At 68.8% G+C, this 14,855-nt stretch carries 15 protein-coding genes and 1 riboswitch; of the genes, 9 read left to right on the top strand and 6 right to left on the bottom strand.

The genetic code is table 11. The features are described 5' to 3' along the window. Positions 1-60 precede the first annotated feature (60 nt). The gene (locus tag Adu01nite_RS12880; protein ID WP_203726851.1) at positions 61-2,028 is read right to left on the bottom strand and encodes a right-handed parallel beta-helix repeat-containing protein; all 1,968 of its coding nucleotides are present in this window, start codon (positions 2,026-2,028) and stop codon (positions 61-63) included. 97 nt (positions 2,029-2,125) lie between these two features. Between Adu01nite_RS12880 and Adu01nite_RS12875 the strand changes: the two genes are divergently transcribed. Further along, on the top strand, positions 2,126-3,124 hold the full coding sequence (locus Adu01nite_RS12875; RefSeq protein ID WP_203726850.1) for an LLM class flavin-dependent oxidoreductase: 999 nt from the start codon (positions 2,126-2,128) through the stop codon (positions 3,122-3,124). On the opposite strand, the gene Adu01nite_RS12870 is transcribed toward Adu01nite_RS12875, so the two are convergent. Beyond that, positions 3,117-3,914 carry a sulfite exporter TauE/SafE family protein gene (locus Adu01nite_RS12870; protein ID WP_239132347.1) on the bottom strand — a complete coding sequence of 266 codons (798 nt, stop codon included), beginning with the start codon at positions 3,912-3,914 and terminating at the stop codon, positions 3,117-3,119. The two genes, Adu01nite_RS12875 and Adu01nite_RS12870, sit on opposite strands and share 8 nt — an antisense overlap. Next, a complete protein-coding gene (locus Adu01nite_RS12865) occupies positions 3,893-4,393 on the bottom strand; it encodes a VOC family protein (RefSeq protein WP_203726849.1) in 501 nt (166 codons plus the stop codon). The genes Adu01nite_RS12870 and Adu01nite_RS12865 overlap by 22 nt, the downstream gene beginning before the upstream one ends. A gap of 17 nt (positions 4,394-4,410) precedes the next feature. Here Adu01nite_RS12865 and Adu01nite_RS12860 point away from each other — a divergent pair, with 17 nt between their 5' ends. From Adu01nite_RS12860 to Adu01nite_RS12850, 3 genes are read left to right on the top strand one after another with little or no spacing between them, the layout of a single operon-like run. Further along, positions 4,411-5,214 carry a helix-turn-helix domain-containing protein gene (locus Adu01nite_RS12860; RefSeq protein WP_307836631.1) on the top strand — a complete coding sequence of 268 codons (804 nt, stop codon included), beginning with the start codon at positions 4,411-4,413 and terminating at the stop codon, positions 5,212-5,214. 23 nt (positions 5,215-5,237) lie between these two features. Further along, positions 5,238-5,453: a hypothetical protein gene (locus tag Adu01nite_RS12855; protein ID WP_203726848.1), complete on the top strand. Its 216-nt coding sequence runs from the start codon at positions 5,238-5,240 to the stop codon at positions 5,451-5,453. A 22-nt stretch (positions 5,454-5,475) separates the two neighbouring features. Next, the gene (locus tag Adu01nite_RS12850; protein ID WP_203726847.1) at positions 5,476-5,940 is read left to right on the top strand and encodes a group II truncated hemoglobin; all 465 of its coding nucleotides are present in this window, start codon (positions 5,476-5,478) and stop codon (positions 5,938-5,940) included. Here the strand turns inward: Adu01nite_RS12850 and Adu01nite_RS12845 are convergent. Beyond that, complete coding sequence (locus tag Adu01nite_RS12845) at positions 5,930-6,397, bottom strand: hypothetical protein (protein WP_239132346.1); 468 nt, start codon at positions 6,395-6,397, stop codon at positions 5,930-5,932. The genes Adu01nite_RS12850 and Adu01nite_RS12845 overlap by 11 nt on opposite strands. Positions 6,398-6,534: 137 nt before the next feature. Further along, positions 6,535-6,738: riboswitch (cobalamin riboswitch) on the top strand. A 111-nt stretch (positions 6,739-6,849) separates the two neighbouring features. Here Adu01nite_RS12845 and Adu01nite_RS12840 point away from each other — a divergent pair. Genes Adu01nite_RS12840 through Adu01nite_RS12830 form a run of 3 tightly spaced genes read left to right on the top strand, consistent with a single transcriptional unit; the run spans position 6,850 to position 10,561 of the window. Continuing rightward, the gene (locus Adu01nite_RS12840; protein WP_203726846.1) at positions 6,850-9,201 is read left to right on the top strand and encodes a ribonucleoside-diphosphate reductase subunit alpha; all 2,352 of its coding nucleotides are present in this window, start codon (positions 6,850-6,852) and stop codon (positions 9,199-9,201) included. 20 nt (positions 9,202-9,221) lie between these two features. Next, entirely contained in the window at positions 9,222-10,217 is a 996-nt protein-coding gene (locus Adu01nite_RS12835; protein ID WP_203726845.1) for a ribonucleotide-diphosphate reductase subunit beta, read from the top strand. 11 nt (positions 10,218-10,228) lie between these two features. Then, positions 10,229-10,561 carry a restriction endonuclease gene (locus Adu01nite_RS12830; protein WP_203726844.1) on the top strand — a complete coding sequence of 111 codons (333 nt, stop codon included), beginning with the start codon at positions 10,229-10,231 and terminating at the stop codon, positions 10,559-10,561. A 5-nt stretch (positions 10,562-10,566) separates the two neighbouring features. Here Adu01nite_RS12830 and Adu01nite_RS12825 read toward each other — a convergent pair whose 3' ends face one another. Then, on the bottom strand, positions 10,567-11,514 hold the full coding sequence (locus Adu01nite_RS12825; RefSeq protein ID WP_203726843.1) for an acyltransferase domain-containing protein: 948 nt from the start codon (positions 11,512-11,514) through the stop codon (positions 10,567-10,569). Between the two features lie 104 nt (positions 11,515-11,618). On the opposite strand from Adu01nite_RS12825, the gene Adu01nite_RS12820 reads away from it, so the two are divergent. Both Adu01nite_RS12820 and Adu01nite_RS12815 read left to right on the top strand, forming a co-directional pair. Continuing rightward, positions 11,619-12,179, top strand: coding sequence for a helix-turn-helix domain-containing protein (locus Adu01nite_RS12820; protein ID WP_239132345.1), 561 nt, complete (start codon positions 11,619-11,621; stop codon positions 12,177-12,179). A gap of 12 nt (positions 12,180-12,191) precedes the next feature. Continuing rightward, positions 12,192-12,755: a PIN domain-containing protein gene (locus Adu01nite_RS12815; RefSeq protein ID WP_203726842.1), complete on the top strand. Its 564-nt coding sequence runs from the start codon at positions 12,192-12,194 to the stop codon at positions 12,753-12,755. Positions 12,756-12,776: 21 nt separating this feature from the next. Here Adu01nite_RS12815 and Adu01nite_RS12810 read toward each other — a convergent pair whose 3' ends face one another. Further along, positions 12,777-14,360, bottom strand: a complete 1,584-nt coding sequence (locus Adu01nite_RS12810; RefSeq protein ID WP_203726841.1) for an acyl-CoA synthetase — start codon at positions 14,358-14,360, stop codon at positions 12,777-12,779. Positions 14,361-14,855 lie beyond the last annotated feature (495 nt).

Below are 14,855 nucleotides of genomic sequence, written 5' to 3'. Positions count from 1 at the left end.
CGCTTGCCTCAAGATGAATGTTGCAGAACGTCAACCTTTACGTCCGCCGCGCCGCCCGCCTCACCAGATGCGGGTACGGGCCGCGCCCGAGGTCAGGCCGGCGATCGGGCCGGCCGCCGACTCGCCGTCGTGGTCCTTGCGGGTGCCGACCAGGTCGACGTCGATGATCGCGGGGGTGCCGTCGCGCTCCTCGAAGTCGGCGTCGGCGAACCGGACGCGCTCCAGGTCCCGGCCGGTCACCACGCCCGAGCGGACCGCGCCGAACTCGGCCGGCAGGTCGGTCACCAGGTAGACCTCGTCACCCTCGGTCACCACCGACGCGCTGCCGCCCGTCACCACCAGCGGGCCGGACTCGCCGGTGAACGGCTCGGCGCCGGCCGCGTAGACGTTGCCCCGGGCGTACACCGGCTGCTTGACGTTCAGGAACCGCTGGTGGTCGCCCTGGACGGCGTCGACGCGCGCCCGATACTCCGGGTAGGAGGCCGGGTAGCCCTCGTAGCCGGCGGTGCCGGCGAAGGCCAGGCCCTGACCCTCCTGCGGCGCCTTTCCGTACGCCGCGGCCACGTCACCGCCGACGAAGACGTTGGCCACCCAGCGGTCGTCACCCGCGAAGATCACCGCGTAGCCGGCCACCTGGGTGCTGTGCGGGCGGTGGTAGGGAGTCGCGCGGTCCGGGACCGGCACCACCCAGACCGTGCCGGCGATCAGGTTGTGCACGAACGCGCCGCCCTGACTGAAGATCTCGATCGCGGCCGGCGAGGCGAGGACGTTGTGCTCGACCAGGTACGGCCCGTGGCTGACCTCGACGAACAGGTCCCGGCTGTTGCGGTGGAACAGGTTGCGGGAGATCCGGGTGCCCTGGGTCTGCCAGTCCAGCCAGGTGCCGAGGGTGCAGTCGTGGATGTGGTTGTGCCGGATCTCCACGTCGATCGCCGCATGCAGCTTGATGCCGCCGATCTCGTACCCGTAAAACTCTCTTTTGGTGGCGATGCGGTAGATGTGGTTGTCCTCGATCGTGGAGAACACGCAGCCCAGATGGCCGACGATGCCGTTCTGCCCGCAGTCGAAGATGGTGTTGCGGCGGATGATGTGCGAGCCGATGTGCTCGGCGTCCCAGCCGATCTGCCGGGCGGTGAAGACCGACTCCAGCTGGTATTGGTAGCCGGGCTTGTCGCCGCGCTCGGTGGCGTAGTTGTGGCCGGTCGACGCCTCCTTGCCGATCGAGATCGCCGAGCACTTCGCGTCGTGGATGACGTTGTCCTCGATGATCCAGCCCTTGGCCCAGTTCGGGCCGATGAGTCCGGGCTGGTCGGCGGTCGGCGGCGTCCACGGGCAGGCCGCCTGGGCCAACTCGAACCCGCGCACGGTGATCCAGTCGAGGTGATTCGCCTCGGGGAAGAACACCGATCGGCGTACGTTGATCTCGACCAGCTCGGTGTTCGGGTCGGCGCCCTGGAAGTTCGCCCAGATCGTCGTCGTGTCCGCGCCGACCTCGGCGAACCAGACCAGCCGGGTCTGCTCGGGGTTCGGCACCGGCATCGCGACCCCGGTCCAGCCGTCGACCGCCTCGGTGCGCAGCGGCGGGTCGGTGACCTCGTCGCGGCTCGCCACCTCGTAGAAGCTCAGGCCGTTGAGGTAGACGTCGCCGAGATGGCGGTGCGGCGCGCCGTCGGCATAGACGATCCAATCACCGGCAACCTCTTCCGCGTACGGGTTGAAGTCCCCGAACACCGCGTTCGGCACCGATGCGGTCCACACCGTGCCGCCGTCCGATGCCCAGCCGGTGACCCGCTCCGAGCCCTTGATGACCACATGCTCGCCGGCCGCCGCCTGGTAGGTGATCCGCCGGGTGTCGCTGAGGCCGCCGCGCCGCGGGCGCACCCACTCGCGGTACTCCCCCGCGTGCACCTCGACAGTGTCGCCGGCGTGCGCCACGCCCGCGGCCCGGTTGATGGTGCGGAACGGGCGGTCGCTCGAGCCGTCGGCGCTGTCGTCGCCGGTGACGGCCACATGGAACACGGAGCTCATCCCCGAAACTTATCGCAACATCACGGCGCCGCCGCCCGTGACGCAGGTTACGGGCCGGGCCTCTTTTGCGGTGCCGGCGCAGCGCTACGGTCGGCTCATGGCATTTGGTCTTTCGCTGCTCGATCTGGCCTCGGTGCCGGCCGGGCGGCCGGTGCGGGAAAGCTTCACTACCTCGGTCGAGCTGGCCCGCGCGGCCGAACGCAGCGGTTACCGCCGGGTCTGGTACGCCGAGCACCACAACATGCCGACCATCGCGTCCTCGGCGACCAGCGTGCTGATCGGCCACATCGCCGACCACACCGAGACGATCCGGCTCGGCGCCGGCGGGATCATGCTGCCCAACCACTCGCCGCTGACCATCGCCGAGCAGTTCGGCACCCTGGCGACGCTGCACCCGGGCCGCATCGACCTGGGCCTCGGCCGCGCGCCCGGCAGCGACCAGAACACCATGCTCGCGCTGCGCCGGAACCCGTCGTCGGCCGACTCGTTCCCGGACGACGTGCTGGAGCTGCAGGGCTACCTGTCCGGCCACACCCGGATCCCCGGCGTGCAGGCCGTCCCCCGCGCCGACGAGATCGTGCCGCTCTACATCCTCGGATCGTCGCTGTTCGGCGCCCAGCTCGCCGCCCGGTTCGGCCTGCCGTACGCATTCGCCTCGCACTTCGCCCCCGACGCCCTGCACCAGGCGGTGACCGTCTACCGCGAGACGTTCCGGCCGTCCGCGCAGCTGACCGAGCCGTACGTGATCGCCGGGGTCAATGTTTTCGCCGCCGATGACCACGACCAGGCCGCGCACCAGATGAAGGTGGCATTCCGGGCCCGGACCAGGGCGTTCATCACCCGTGGCCCGGTGGCCCGCAACTTCACCGACGCCGAGATCGACGAGTTCCTGGCCTCCCCCGGCGGCGCCCAGCTGGCGTCGATGACCCGCTACAGCGTGGCCGGGACACCGGCCGAGGTCCGCGACTACCTGACCGCGTTCGCCGACAGCTGCCACGCCGACGAGGTCATCACCACCCACCAGGCCCAGAACACCGCCGACCGGATCCGCTCGGTCGAGCTGACCGGCGCCGCCCTGACCGCCGGGATCAGCTGACCGCCTGGGCGACGTAGAGCACCGCCAGCCCGCTCGCGAGCACCCCGAGCAGCAGCCGCAGGGCCGTCTCCGGCATCCGCGGTTGCAGGCGGGCGCCGAGGTGGCCGCCGATCAGCCCGCCGAGGCCGCACAGCAGCCCGAGGGCCCAGTGCGGGGCGATGTCACCGCTGGTGGTCAGCCCGAGCAGGGCATACGTGGCGATCCCGGCGACCGACGTCAGGAAGGTCGACGCGAGCGCGGCCGGGGCGACCTCGCTCATCGGGAGGCCCCGGCCGGCCAGGATCGGGCCGAGGATCGAGCCGCCGCCGATGCCGTAGATGCCGCCGACCGTCCCGACGATCGCGCTGAGCCCGACGATCGTCCGGCCGGGCAGCGGCGGCCGGTCGCGCCGGACCGGCCGCAGCGTCCGCAGGCAGAGCCAGAGCCCGAGCGGCAGCAGCACCGCGGCGACGATGAGCCGGAACACCTCCGGGCCGGGAACGGCGAAAACCCGGATCACCGCGCCGAGTACGACGCCGGGCAGCGTGCCGAGGATGAGCAGCCGGGTGAGCGGCCCGGCCAGGTGCCCGCGGCGGTGATAGCGCAGCAGGGCACCCGGTCCGGACACGATGTTGAACAGCAGGTTGGTGGGGGTGACCGCCGGGCTGGGCACGTGCAGGACGCTGAGCTGGACCGGAAGCAGGAACACCGCTCCGGACACCCCGACCGGCGACGTCACGATCGAGATGAGCAGCCCGGCGAGAAACCCGAGAAGCCCGGTCTCCCAGCTCAGCTCTGCTGCTTGGCCCACTCCGCTACTCGTCGTGCACTCTCTTCCTCGGACAGGTCCTCGACCCTGGTCAACACCGACCAGCGCACACCGTACGGGTCGCGGATGCTGGCGAAGCGGTCGCCGGACACGAATGTGGTCGGCGCCTCGCGGATGGTGGCACCGGCCTTCTCCGCCCGGGCGACCACGTCGTCGACATCCGGACAGTACAGCCCGATCGAGTAGCAGTCCTCGTCCCCGGCCGGCGGCGCGACCAGGCCGTACTCCGGCATCGGCTGTCCGAGCTGCAACAACCCGTTGCCGAAGTCGAGGACCGCGTGCGCCACCGTGCCGCCGAACTCGGTCACGTCAACCACCCGCGCCCCGAAGATGTCGCGGTAGAAGTCGATCGCCGCGCGGGCCTCCGGGATGGCCAGGAAGGGCGTCAGACTGGTGGCGCCGTGCGGGGTTCCGTTCGTGGTGTACTGGCCGTCAGCAGCAGCCTGGTTCGTCTCCGTCATAGGTCAGGATCGTAGGTATGGCCGGCCCCTCCGAGCTTGAAGATTCGCGACCGCGCGGGATCCTTTATCCGGCACGGCTGCCGACCTTCGACCGGCTCCCGGCACCCGACCCGGTGGCGCAGCTGGTGCGATGGTTCTGGATCCCCGAGTGGCAGATCCAGCCGGGCCGCACCTCCCGCCAGCACCTGATCTCCTTCCCGGCCAGCAACCTCGTGGTCGAGCCGGGCGCGGCCGGCCTGGCCGGGCCGACGACCCGCAGCTCGTACCGCGATCTCACCGGCACCGGCTGGGGCGTCGGCGCCCTGCTGCAGCCGGCCGCGGTCCCCCATCTCCTCGGGGACCCGACGGCCTGGCGGGACACGTACGCAACGGTTGATCTTCCCGTTCTTCATCGGCTCGTGTCCGATGCCATGACCGGCCCCGGTGACCGGCATGGCCGCGCGGTCGAGGCCTTCGCCGGATGGCTGGCCGGCGAGATCCCGCCGCCGGACCGGGAGGCGCTGCAGGCCAACGAGATGGCCGCGGTCATCGACTCCGATCCGACTGTCCGTACGGTCGAGGACGCGGCCGCCCGCCTGAATATCTCGGTCCGGTCGTTGCAGCGGCTGGCGCGCCGCTACGTCGGGCTGACGCCGCTGGCGATGATCCGGCGGCGGCGCCTGCAGGAGGCCGCCGAACGCCTGCGCAAGGACCCGGACACCAACCTGGCCGACGTCGCCGCCGACCTCGGCTACAGCGACCATGCCCACCTGGCCAACGAGTTCCGCGCGGTCCTCGGCCTCACCCTGAGCGGCTACCGGCGGGACACCACACCGGACTGACGTGCCGCGATATCGTGACCACCATGGATGGTCGGCGCCCCACTCTCGCTGACGTCGCACGCGTGGCCGTGGTCGGCTTCGACGGCAGCGCACTGGCGGAGGCCGCCGACCTGTCCTCGGTCTACATGCCGGTCGAGGACGAGGCGGCAGCCGCGATCCGCCACCTGCTCGACCCGGCACTGCCACCGGCACCCCGCATGCCGACGACGCTCCGGGTGCGAGGGTCCTCCGGCGCTTGATTACATGATTACACTGTTGCAGGTGTCTGAGATTCCGAGTCTTCATGCCTGGGCCGGCGGGGACGCCGCCTTCGAGCGACTGATCGACGCCTTCTACGACCGGGTCGAGCACGACGAACTGCTCGCCCCGCTGTTCCCGGGTGGCGTGTCCACCGAGCACCGCGAACACGTCACCGCCTGGTGGATCGAGGTCTTCGGCGGCCCGGCCACCTACACGGCCGGCCTCGGTGGCTATCACCGCATGGTCAACAAGCACGTCAACCTCGGCATCACGCCCGAGCAGCGGTTCCGCTTCGCCTCGCTGATGAGCCTGGCCGCCGACGACGCCGGGCTGCCGTCCGACCCGGAGTTCCGGGCCGCGTTCGTCGGCTACGTGGAGTGGGGCACCAGGATCGCGCTGGCCAACTCGGCGCCGGGCGCCGACGTCGTGCAGCAGGCACCGGTGCCGCACTGGGGGTGGGGCGTCGCCCCGCCGTTCACAGGCTGATCCAGCAATAGAGGGATTCGCCGTGCGCCCGGGCACGCGTGGCGAGGGCGGCGAACTCGGCGATCACGTCGCGCAGGAACTCCGGGTCGGCGAAGCCGCTGAACTCCTCGACGGCGGCCCACCGGTCGGCCAGCTCCGGGATCCGGTCGGCCGGGATGCCGGCGAGCACGTCCCGGGACGGATCGTCGAGCACGGACACCCACGGTCCTTCGTGCTCCATGTCCTGCTCGCCGCCCTCGGGCCAGATCAGCCGCTCGTCGACCAGGTCCACGCTCCACGCCCGGCCGGTCACGAAACCGACCAGCCGGGCCAGGATCACGGCCGGGTCGATGCTCTTCAGCTCGATCCCGTCGAAGGTGTCCGGCACCGGCGAGAACGCGTCGTGCTCGGCCATGTGCGCGAGCACCTCGGCCGTGCCCGGCGCCCGGAAGTAGTCGTACAGCACACCCATCGCCATCCCCCGATCACTGCAGCGCACAACGCCCGACAGACCAACGCGGGCCATCGTACGGCTGGGCCGATCTTCAGCCACTGTGGAAGTACGACACGCCCGGCACACCATATGGGGTTGGCATTGGCGGACCGCACCCATATATGGTGTCTCCCGCAGCTGGTTCGATCATCGCTCGCGGTGATCGAGACAACAGGGAACCCGGTGGAAATCCGGGACTGCCCCGCAGCGGTGAGTGGGAACGAAAGCCGTCAACAAGCACTGGGCCCCGGCCTGGGAAGCGACGGCCGGTAGGAAGTTGATCGACGCCTACGAGTCCGAAGACCTGCCAGCGCGCCGCATGCCGACCGGTGTGCGGCGGTTGAAGGCCGCGTGGGACGGCCGACGCCATCAGCCGGGCTTTCACGCGCCCGGTGGCGTCCCCCTGCGCGCCCTTCCGGGCTTGAGGGGGACGGGGCATGACGGTCACTACTACCGTGCCGGAGCAGCGCCGGCACGGGATGCAGGTGCGCAAGCGGAACGGCGACCAGGAGACGGTCGACGTCAACAAGATCGTCAAGGCGGTCGAGCGGTGGGTCGCCGATCTCGACGAGGTCGATCCGTTGCGGGTCGCGACCAAGACGATCAGCGGGCTCTACGACGGTGCCACCACGGCTGAGCTGGACAAACTGTCCATCCAGACGGCGGCTGAGCTGATCGGCGAGGAACCGCAATACTCGAAGCTGGCGGCGCGCCTGCTCGCCGCGTACGTCGACAAGGAAGTTCGCCTGCAAGGCGTTGCTTCGTTCAGTCAATCCATTCGGTACGCCCACCAGCAAGGGCTGATCGGGGACGCCACCGCGGCGTTCGTGAAGCGCAATGCCCGCAAGCTCGATGACGCGGTCCTGCCGGACAACGATCTGCGGTTCGAATACTTCGGGCTGCGCACCGTGGCCGACCGCTATCTGTTGCGTCATCCGCAGTCCCGGCTCGTCGTCGAAACCCCGCAGTACTGGCTGCTGCGGGTCGCCTGTGGCCTGTCGCAGAACCCGTCGGAGGCGATCGGCTTCTATCGGCTGATGTCCTCGCTGGCCTATCTGCCCAGCTCACCGACCCTGTTCAACTCGGGCACCCGGCACACCCAGATGTCCTCCTGCTTCCTTGTCGACTCGCCCAAGGACGAGCTCGACTCGATCTACGAGCGTTACCACCAGGTCGCGAAACTGTCGAAATTCTCCGGCGGGATCGGCATTTCCTGGTCGCGGATTCGCGGGCGGGGCGCGCTCATCCGCGGCACCAACGGCAAGTCGAACGGCATCGTGCCGTTCCTCAAGACCCTCGACGCGGGGGTGGCGGCGGTCAATCAGGGCGGCCGGCGCAAGGGTGCGGCCTGCGTCTATCTCGAGCCGTGGCATCCGGACATCGAGGAATTCCTCGAACTGCGGGACAACACCGGCGAGGACTCCCGGCGCACCCACAACCTCAATCTGGCCAACTGGATCCCGGACGAATTCATGCGACGGGTCGAGGCCGACGGGGACTGGTCGCTGATCGATCCGTCCGATGCCCCGGAACTGCCCGACCTCTTCGGCGAGGCATTCGACGAGGCCTACCGCCGGGCCGAGAAGAAAGCGGTCAAAACCGTTAAGGCCCGCGACCTGTACGGGCGGATGATGCGCACGCTCGCCCAGACCGGCAACGGGTGGATGACGTTCAAGGACCGCTCGAACGCCCTGTCGAATCAGACCGGCGCTCCGGGCAACACGATTCACCTGTCCAATCTGTGCACCGAGATCCTTGAGGTGAACAGTGACGACGAAACGGCCGTCTGCAACCTTGGGTCGATCAACCTCGGGGCCCATGTCTCTGCTTCGGGCGTCGATTGGGAGAAGCTGCGCGAGACGGTGCGCACGGCGGTTGTCTTCCTCGACCGGGTCATCGACATCAACTACTACCCGTCTTCGCAGGCGGCTGCGTCCAATCCGCGCTGGCGGCCGGTCGGGCTCGGGCTGATGGGGTTGCAGGACGCGTTCTTCACGCTGCGGCTGCCGTTCGACTCCGAGGCGGCCATCTCGCTGTCCACCCGCGTCCAGGAAGAGATTTTCCTTACCGCGCTGGAGACTTCGGCCTCTCTTGCGGAGGAGTTCGGTTCGCATCCGGCGTACGCGGAAACTCGGGCCGCCAAGGGTGATTTGCACCCGGAGCTGTGGGGCTCCGCTCTCGGACAACCCGAACGGTGGGCGGCTCTCAAATTGCGGATCGCTTCGCATGGCTTGCGGAACTCGCTGCTGATCGCGATTGCGCCGACCGCGACCATCGCGTCGATCGCCGGGTGCTACGAGTGCATCGAGCCGCAGGTGTCCAACCTGTTCAAGCGGGAGACGATGTCCGGCGAGTTCATGCAGATCAACACTTATCTGGTACGGGAATTGAAGGCGCGCGGGCTGTGGACCTCCGCGGTCCGGGAGCAGATCAAACGGGCTGAAGGGTCGGTGCAGCAGATTGCCGAGTTGCCGGCCGAGGTGCGCTCGCTCTTCCGCACGGCCTGGGAGTTGCCGCAACGTGCTCTGATCGATCTGGCCGCCGCCCGGGCGCCGTTCATCGACCAGTCGCAGTCGCTCAACCTGTTTCTGAGCGCGCCGACCATCGGGAAGCTCTCGTCGATGTACCTGTACGGCTGGAAGGCCGGGCTGAAGACGTCGTATTACCTGCGGTCGCGCCCTGCTACCCGCATTCAGCAGGCGACCGTCGCCATCCTTCCGGCCGCTTCCCACGAGGAAGCGCTCGCCTGCTCCCTGGAAAACCCCGAATCCTGCGAGGCCTGCCAGTGACCGCCGTTTCCACTCACCAGATGCTGCTCGACCCCGGCATGGATCTCACGCTGCGGCCGATGCGCTACCCGCATTTCTTCGACCGTTTCAAGGACGCCATCAAGAACACCTGGACCGTCGAGGAGGTCGACCTGCACTCCGACCTCGCCGACCTGGCTCGTTTGTCGCCCGCCGAGCAGCATCTGGTGTCGCGGCTGGTGGCGTTCTTCGCGACCGGCGACACGATCGTGGCCAACAACCTGGTGCTCAACCTCTATCAGCACGTCAACTCGCCCGAGGGCCGGCTCTATCTCTCCCGGCAGTTGTTCGAGGAGGCCGTGCACGTTCAGTTCTATCTGAACCTGCTCGACACCTACGTGCCCGATCTCGACGAGCGGACGGCCGCGTTCTCCGCCGTCGAGAACATTCCGTCGATCGCCCGCAAGGCCGAGTTCTGTTTCCAGTGGATCGACTCGATCTATGCGCTCCGGGAGCTCCGCAGCCGGGCGGATCGGCGGGCGTTCCTGCTCAACGTGATCTGTTTTGCCGCCTGCATCGAGGGCCTGTTCTTCTACGGCGCCTTCGCGTACGTCTATTTCCTTCGCTCTCGTGGTCTTCTGCACGGGCTGGCGTCCGGCACGAACTGGGTGTTCCGCGACGAGAGCATGCACATGGCATTCGCCTTCGACGTGGTCGACACGGTCCGGCAGGAGGAGCCGGATCTGTTCGACGCCGAGATGGAGCAGCAGGTCAGGGACATGCTGGCCGACGCGGTCGAGTGCGAGGTGCAGTTTGCCGAAGATCTACTTGTGCAAGGCGTGTCGGGAATGTCCTTGGCGGACATGCGGGAATACTTGCAGCACGTAGCCGACCGGAGACTGGCCGTGTTGGGGATCGCGCCGATGTACGGCAGCAAGAACCCGTTCGCTTTCATGGAGTTGCAGGACGTGCAGGAATTGTCGAACTTCTTCGAACGGCGGGTCTCGGCCTACCAGATGGGCGTATCCGGCACCGTCAGCTTCGACGACGAGTTCTGACGGCCCTGCCGATGCTCGCCGATCGTGTCGCCGCCCTGATGCGGTCCGGCGGCTGGCGGCACGTGACGGTGACCGCCTCGATGGGCAACCTCGGCACGGATGTGGTCGGGGTGGCCGCGGACGGCCGGCGCTGGGTGCTGCGGTGTCACCGCGACCCGGCCCGGCTCGACCCGGCCGACGTGCACCGCTTCGCCGACGCCGTCCGCCAGATGCGCCGCGCCGAGGTGACCATGCTGGTCATCGCCGGCACGGCGCCCGGCCCGGTGCTGCACGCGGCGGCAAAGGCCGGGGTCACCGTCGTCGACGCCGACAGCCTGTCGTGGTGGACGTCCTTGCAGAGTTGAGGCTTTCAGATCGGGAACTGGCCCTGGCGCCAGTGCCAGTGCCGGCCGGCCCGGAGGTGGTCGATGATCGCGCGCTGCAGCACGCTGTCCCGGGGCAGGCGGTCGAGCGGCGTGGTCAGCGTGCGGAACCCGAACCGCAGCACCTCGACATCGGCGTCCGGGCCGTCGTCCTTCTCGTACGGCTCCAGCTCGAACCGCTGCTGGAACCGGACGATGTTGGAGTCGGCCGGCAGGTATTCCCGCAACTGCGGGTCGAGCAGCCACGACCCGCAGGAGAACGACGTGTAGCGCTCGTCCGGGAAGTGCCGCGGGAAGAACGCCCGGGCCTCGGCCAGCGACGCGTCGATCGCCGCGGGCGTCATCGGCCCCGACTCCGGGATGTGCAGGCCGAGGCTGCCGTCGTCGCTGCGCTGATGCTGCAGGCGGCCGAGCTCGTAGAGGCCGCCCCGGGCGTGCAGGGTCAGCCAGGCCTGCATGACCGGCCAGCCCTCGCGGTTCATCCGCCGGTCGACCGCGAGGTTGCGCCCGAGGTCGGCCAGGGTGGTCCAGGTGACGGCGTCCGGGATGCCGTGGTCGCGGTGGTAGCCGGTCACGACGTCGAGCAGGGCGAGGTAGCCGTAGACGTAGAGATGCCGCCAGGCCGGCCCGCGGTCACGGGGCAACTCCGGCCCGGGCGCCAGCCAGGCGTGGCCCCCGAGATCGCCACGAACGAGCGCGATCGAGCGATCGAGCAGCCAGCTCAGCTCGGGCGTCCAGAGCGCCGACCCGGGATCCGGCCAGCCCGCCATGATCTCGGCAGCGTCATCCGCCCGCACCGCGAGCCGCTCAAGGATGGCGGGCGCATCCGCCTTGGCCGGCAGCGGAGCGGACGGCCGATCCCCGGCAAGCTGGTGCACACGCTCGACTTCCGCAACAGGCACGCCAAGCCGCGAGGCGATGTCATCGAGATCCACCCGCACGACCCTACTGACACGAACAACATTCGGGCACTGACAGGTCCCAGCCGAGGCAATCTCGGGGCACCACGGTGGGTGTCATGTGACTATAGTCATTAAGCATGAGCCAGCGCCTGATGGATCCACGGAAGAGCTCCGAGCAAGCCCCCGCATTCCCTTTCGGTTTTTTCGAATACGACTACGATAGGCGCATGACTAGTACGCTGCGCGAGCGAACCGTCCTACCACCTGAGGACCCCGCCGATCTCCGTCGTTTGGCGCAGGGCCTGATCGACGCCGAGGCGACCGGGCGCGCGAAGCTGGTCGGCCCGAACGGATCTCAGATCGACATCCCGGAGGAGCTCTACGGCGTACTCCGCGACGTCGTCAACGCCCTCTCCCAGGGCTTGGCCGTCTCGATCGCTCCGCACAACACCATGTTGACCACTCAGGAAGCCGCCGATCTGCTCAACGTCTCCAGACCGACGCTGGTCCGCCTGCTCGACTCCGGCGAAATCCCGCACACCATGCGCGGACGACACCGGCGCGTCCTGCTGCGCGACATCCTCGACTACTCCGAACGCAGTCGGAGCGAACGTCGCAACGCCCTCGCTCGAATGGTTGCCGACGCCGAGGAGGATGGGCTGTACGAAGCCACCATCGACTCTCGGCCCAGCAGGTGACAGGCGCAGGCGATGGCCTTTCCCGCATTCCTCGATACCTGCGTTCTGTACCCGTCATACCTGTGCGACACGCTGCTCCGGCTGGCTGAGGCCTCGGCCTATCGGCCGCTGTGGTCGGGCGAGATCCTCGCCGAACTGCGACGCAACCTCATCAAGCACGGATTCTCGGCCGAACGGGTCGACCGTCGACTGGCTGAGATGACCCGCTCGTTTGCCGACGCATTTGTCGTCGGCTACGAGTCGCTGACCGGCGGAATGACCAACGATCCCAAGGATCGGCACGTTCTCGCTGCAGCCGTCCGCGCCAACGCTGAAGTCATCGTCACCTTCAACCTCAACGACTTCCCTGAATCGGCCCTGAAGCCGTACGACGTCGAGGCGATCCACCCCGACGAATTCCTCCTTGATCAGCTCGATCTCTATCCCGGCGTGACCGTCGACGTGCTCCGCCATCAGGCGGCGGACTATCGGCGGGTGCCCAACACCGTGCTGGACATCCTCGTTCTCCTCGAACGCACCGGCGTACCGCGATTTGCCGCCGAGGTGCGACGGCACCTCGGACCGCCGGCCCGGTGACGGCCGCCGCTGAGGCGGCGGTCAGTCCGTGGGCAGGTCTCGGCGGATCACCTTGCCGGTGGCGTTTCGGGGCAGGGCGTCCAGGAAGACCACGTCTCGGGGGACCTTGTAGCGGGCCAGGTTCTTCTTGACGTGGTCCTTGATCTCCTGCGGGTCTTGGGCGGAGTCTTCGGTCGAGACGATGAAGGCTCGCAGGCGCTTGCCGAACTCCGGGTCGTCGACGCCGATCACCGCTACCTCGACCACGTCCTCGCGCTCGGCCAGCAGGTTCTCCACCTCCACCGGGTAGACGTTCTCGCCGCCGGAGATGACCATGTCGTCGTCGCGGCCGTCGATGAAGAGCAGGCCCTCGGCGTCGAAGTGGCCCTGGTCGCCGGTGGCCATATGGCCGTCGATGACCTGTTTGTGCTGGCCGTCGGTGTAGCCCTCGAACGGGATGCCGGTGCGCACGAACACCCGGCCGTGCACCCCGGGCTTGGTGATCCGGTTGTCGTTCGCGTCGTACAGGGCCACGTGCACCGTCACCGGTGGTTTGCCGACCGTCCCGGGGGCGCGGCGTGCCTCGGCCGGCTGGGCCACCGAGGCGACGGCGACCTCGGTCGAGCCGTACACGTTGTAGATCACGTCGCCGAACACGTCCTGGAAGCGGGTGGTCAGCTCGGGCGCCAGGGCCGAACCGGCGACGAAGACCGACTTCAGCGAGGACGTGTCGTACTTGCTGATGGTCTCCGGGCCGAGGGCGAGGATCCGGGTCAGCATGGTCGGCACTGCCACCAGCATCTCCGCACGGTGTTCGGCGATCGCCGCGATGATGGCTTCGGCGTCGAAGCGGCGCAGGAGTACGGCGTGGTTGCCCAGCGACAACCCGACCGTCCAGGCTCCGAAGCCGGTGCTGTGGAACAGCGGCGACGCGAACACCGCCGCACCCTGCCGCGGGAACGGGATCCGGTCGGCGATCAGGGCGCTGGCGAGCGGCGACACCTTCGTGCGCGGCGCGCCCTTGGGCAGGCCGGTGGTGCCGCTGGTCAGGATGATGAAACCGCCCGGCCGGTCGGGCAGCGGCAGCGGGGTGACCGGGTGCGCCGCGATCAGCTCGTCGATCGACCGGGCGCCGTCGATGGAACCCCAGGTGAGGAAGCGGGGGATGTCGTCCGGCAGGCCCTCGGTCAGGTCGGCGAACTCGCTGTCGTACAGCACCACCCGCACCTTCTCGCGTGCCACCACCTCGGCGAACTGCTGCTTCGCCAGGCCGGTGTTCATCAGCGCCAGGCGCAGCGTGGCCCGGGCGGTGCCGCTGATCGCCAGCAGCAGGCCGCGGTGGTCCCGCGCCAGGACGCCGATCACCGACCGGTCCGGCAGGCCGAGCTGCTTCAGGGCGTGGGCCAGGGCGTTCGACTGCTCGTCGAGCTCCCGGTAGGTCAGCGTGCCGCGCTCGTCGGTCACCGCCGGGGCGTCCGGGAACTCGGCGGCCGCCTTCATGATCAGGGCAGCCTGCGGGCCGAGCCGGGCGTTGTTGACCGCCGCGCGCAACAGCCGGCGCGGACGTAGCAGGTTGACGATGCCGATCTGGTGCATGCGCAGGACGGCGTGCAAATGCTCGATCATTGTCGGAGCCCTTGTTCGAGGGGCGGCGGTCGAGTGTGCAGCGAGCGGGCGGCCATCCCCGAAAGCTTGGCGTGACCGTAAATGAGTGAGCTGGGTCACGGCAAGGGGGGCGCATGTTCGGCGGCCACCCAGCGCGTCCCCGGCACCGTCCTCGACATGAAGACCAGCGACGACCACGGCGAGGCCTAAGGCGGGCCGACCGGCCCGATTTCCTTGATGGCGGGGTCTGTGCAACGCGGGTCAGGACTTCAAGTTCCTTGATCTCGGGCCGCGGGCGCGCGGCGAGACCCCGTTTTCCCGGATCTCGGCCTCTGGCTGCGAGGGCGAGGCCCCAACTTCCGCGAGGTTGGTAGCCCAGCCCCAGCCCCAGCCCCAGCCCCAGCCCCAGCCCCAGCCCCAGCCCCAGCCCCAGCCCCAGCCCCAGCCCTCGACGATGCCGGGCCCGCGCCTTCGCCAAGCGGAGGCAATGTCCATGAAGCTGTGGCAGGCCGGACC

Origin of the sequence: Paractinoplanes durhamensis (genome assembly GCF_016862175.1) — a bacterium.
Taxonomy (GTDB): domain Bacteria; phylum Actinomycetota; class Actinomycetes; order Mycobacteriales; family Micromonosporaceae; genus Actinoplanes; species Actinoplanes durhamensis.
The sequence above is the reverse complement of the archived record's forward strand: the minus strand, read 5'-3'. Positions and strand labels throughout refer to the sequence as shown.

Excerpts from the sequence above, each read along its gene's own strand:
- Adu01nite_RS12880 (WP_203726851.1), bottom strand. The coding sequence starts at position 2,028 with ATGAGCTCCGTGTTCCATGTGGCCGTCACCGGCGACGACAGCGCCGAC.
- Adu01nite_RS12875 (WP_203726850.1), top strand. The coding sequence starts at position 2,126 with ATGGCATTTGGTCTTTCGCTGCTCGATCTGGCCTCGGTGCCGGCCGGG.
- Adu01nite_RS12865 (WP_203726849.1), bottom strand. The coding sequence starts at position 4,393 with ATGACGGAGACGAACCAGGCTGCTGCTGACGGCCAGTACACCACGAAC.
- Adu01nite_RS12860 (WP_307836631.1), top strand. The coding sequence starts at position 4,411 with ATGGCCGGCCCCTCCGAGCTTGAAGATTCGCGACCGCGCGGGATCCTT.
- Adu01nite_RS12855 (WP_203726848.1), top strand. The coding sequence starts at position 5,238 with ATGGATGGTCGGCGCCCCACTCTCGCTGACGTCGCACGCGTGGCCGTG.
- Adu01nite_RS12845 (WP_239132346.1), bottom strand. The coding sequence starts at position 6,397 with ATGGCGATGGGTGTGCTGTACGACTACTTCCGGGCGCCGGGCACGGCC.
- Adu01nite_RS12840 (WP_203726846.1), top strand. The coding sequence starts at position 6,850 with ATGACGGTCACTACTACCGTGCCGGAGCAGCGCCGGCACGGGATGCAG.
- Adu01nite_RS12835 (WP_203726845.1), top strand. The coding sequence starts at position 9,222 with ATGCTGCTCGACCCCGGCATGGATCTCACGCTGCGGCCGATGCGCTAC.
- Adu01nite_RS12830 (WP_203726844.1), top strand. The coding sequence starts at position 10,229 with ATGCTCGCCGATCGTGTCGCCGCCCTGATGCGGTCCGGCGGCTGGCGG.
- Adu01nite_RS12820 (WP_239132345.1), top strand. The coding sequence starts at position 11,619 with ATGAGCCAGCGCCTGATGGATCCACGGAAGAGCTCCGAGCAAGCCCCC.
- Adu01nite_RS12815 (WP_203726842.1), top strand. The coding sequence starts at position 12,192 with ATGGCCTTTCCCGCATTCCTCGATACCTGCGTTCTGTACCCGTCATAC.
- Adu01nite_RS12810 (WP_203726841.1), bottom strand. The coding sequence starts at position 14,360 with ATGATCGAGCATTTGCACGCCGTCCTGCGCATGCACCAGATCGGCATC.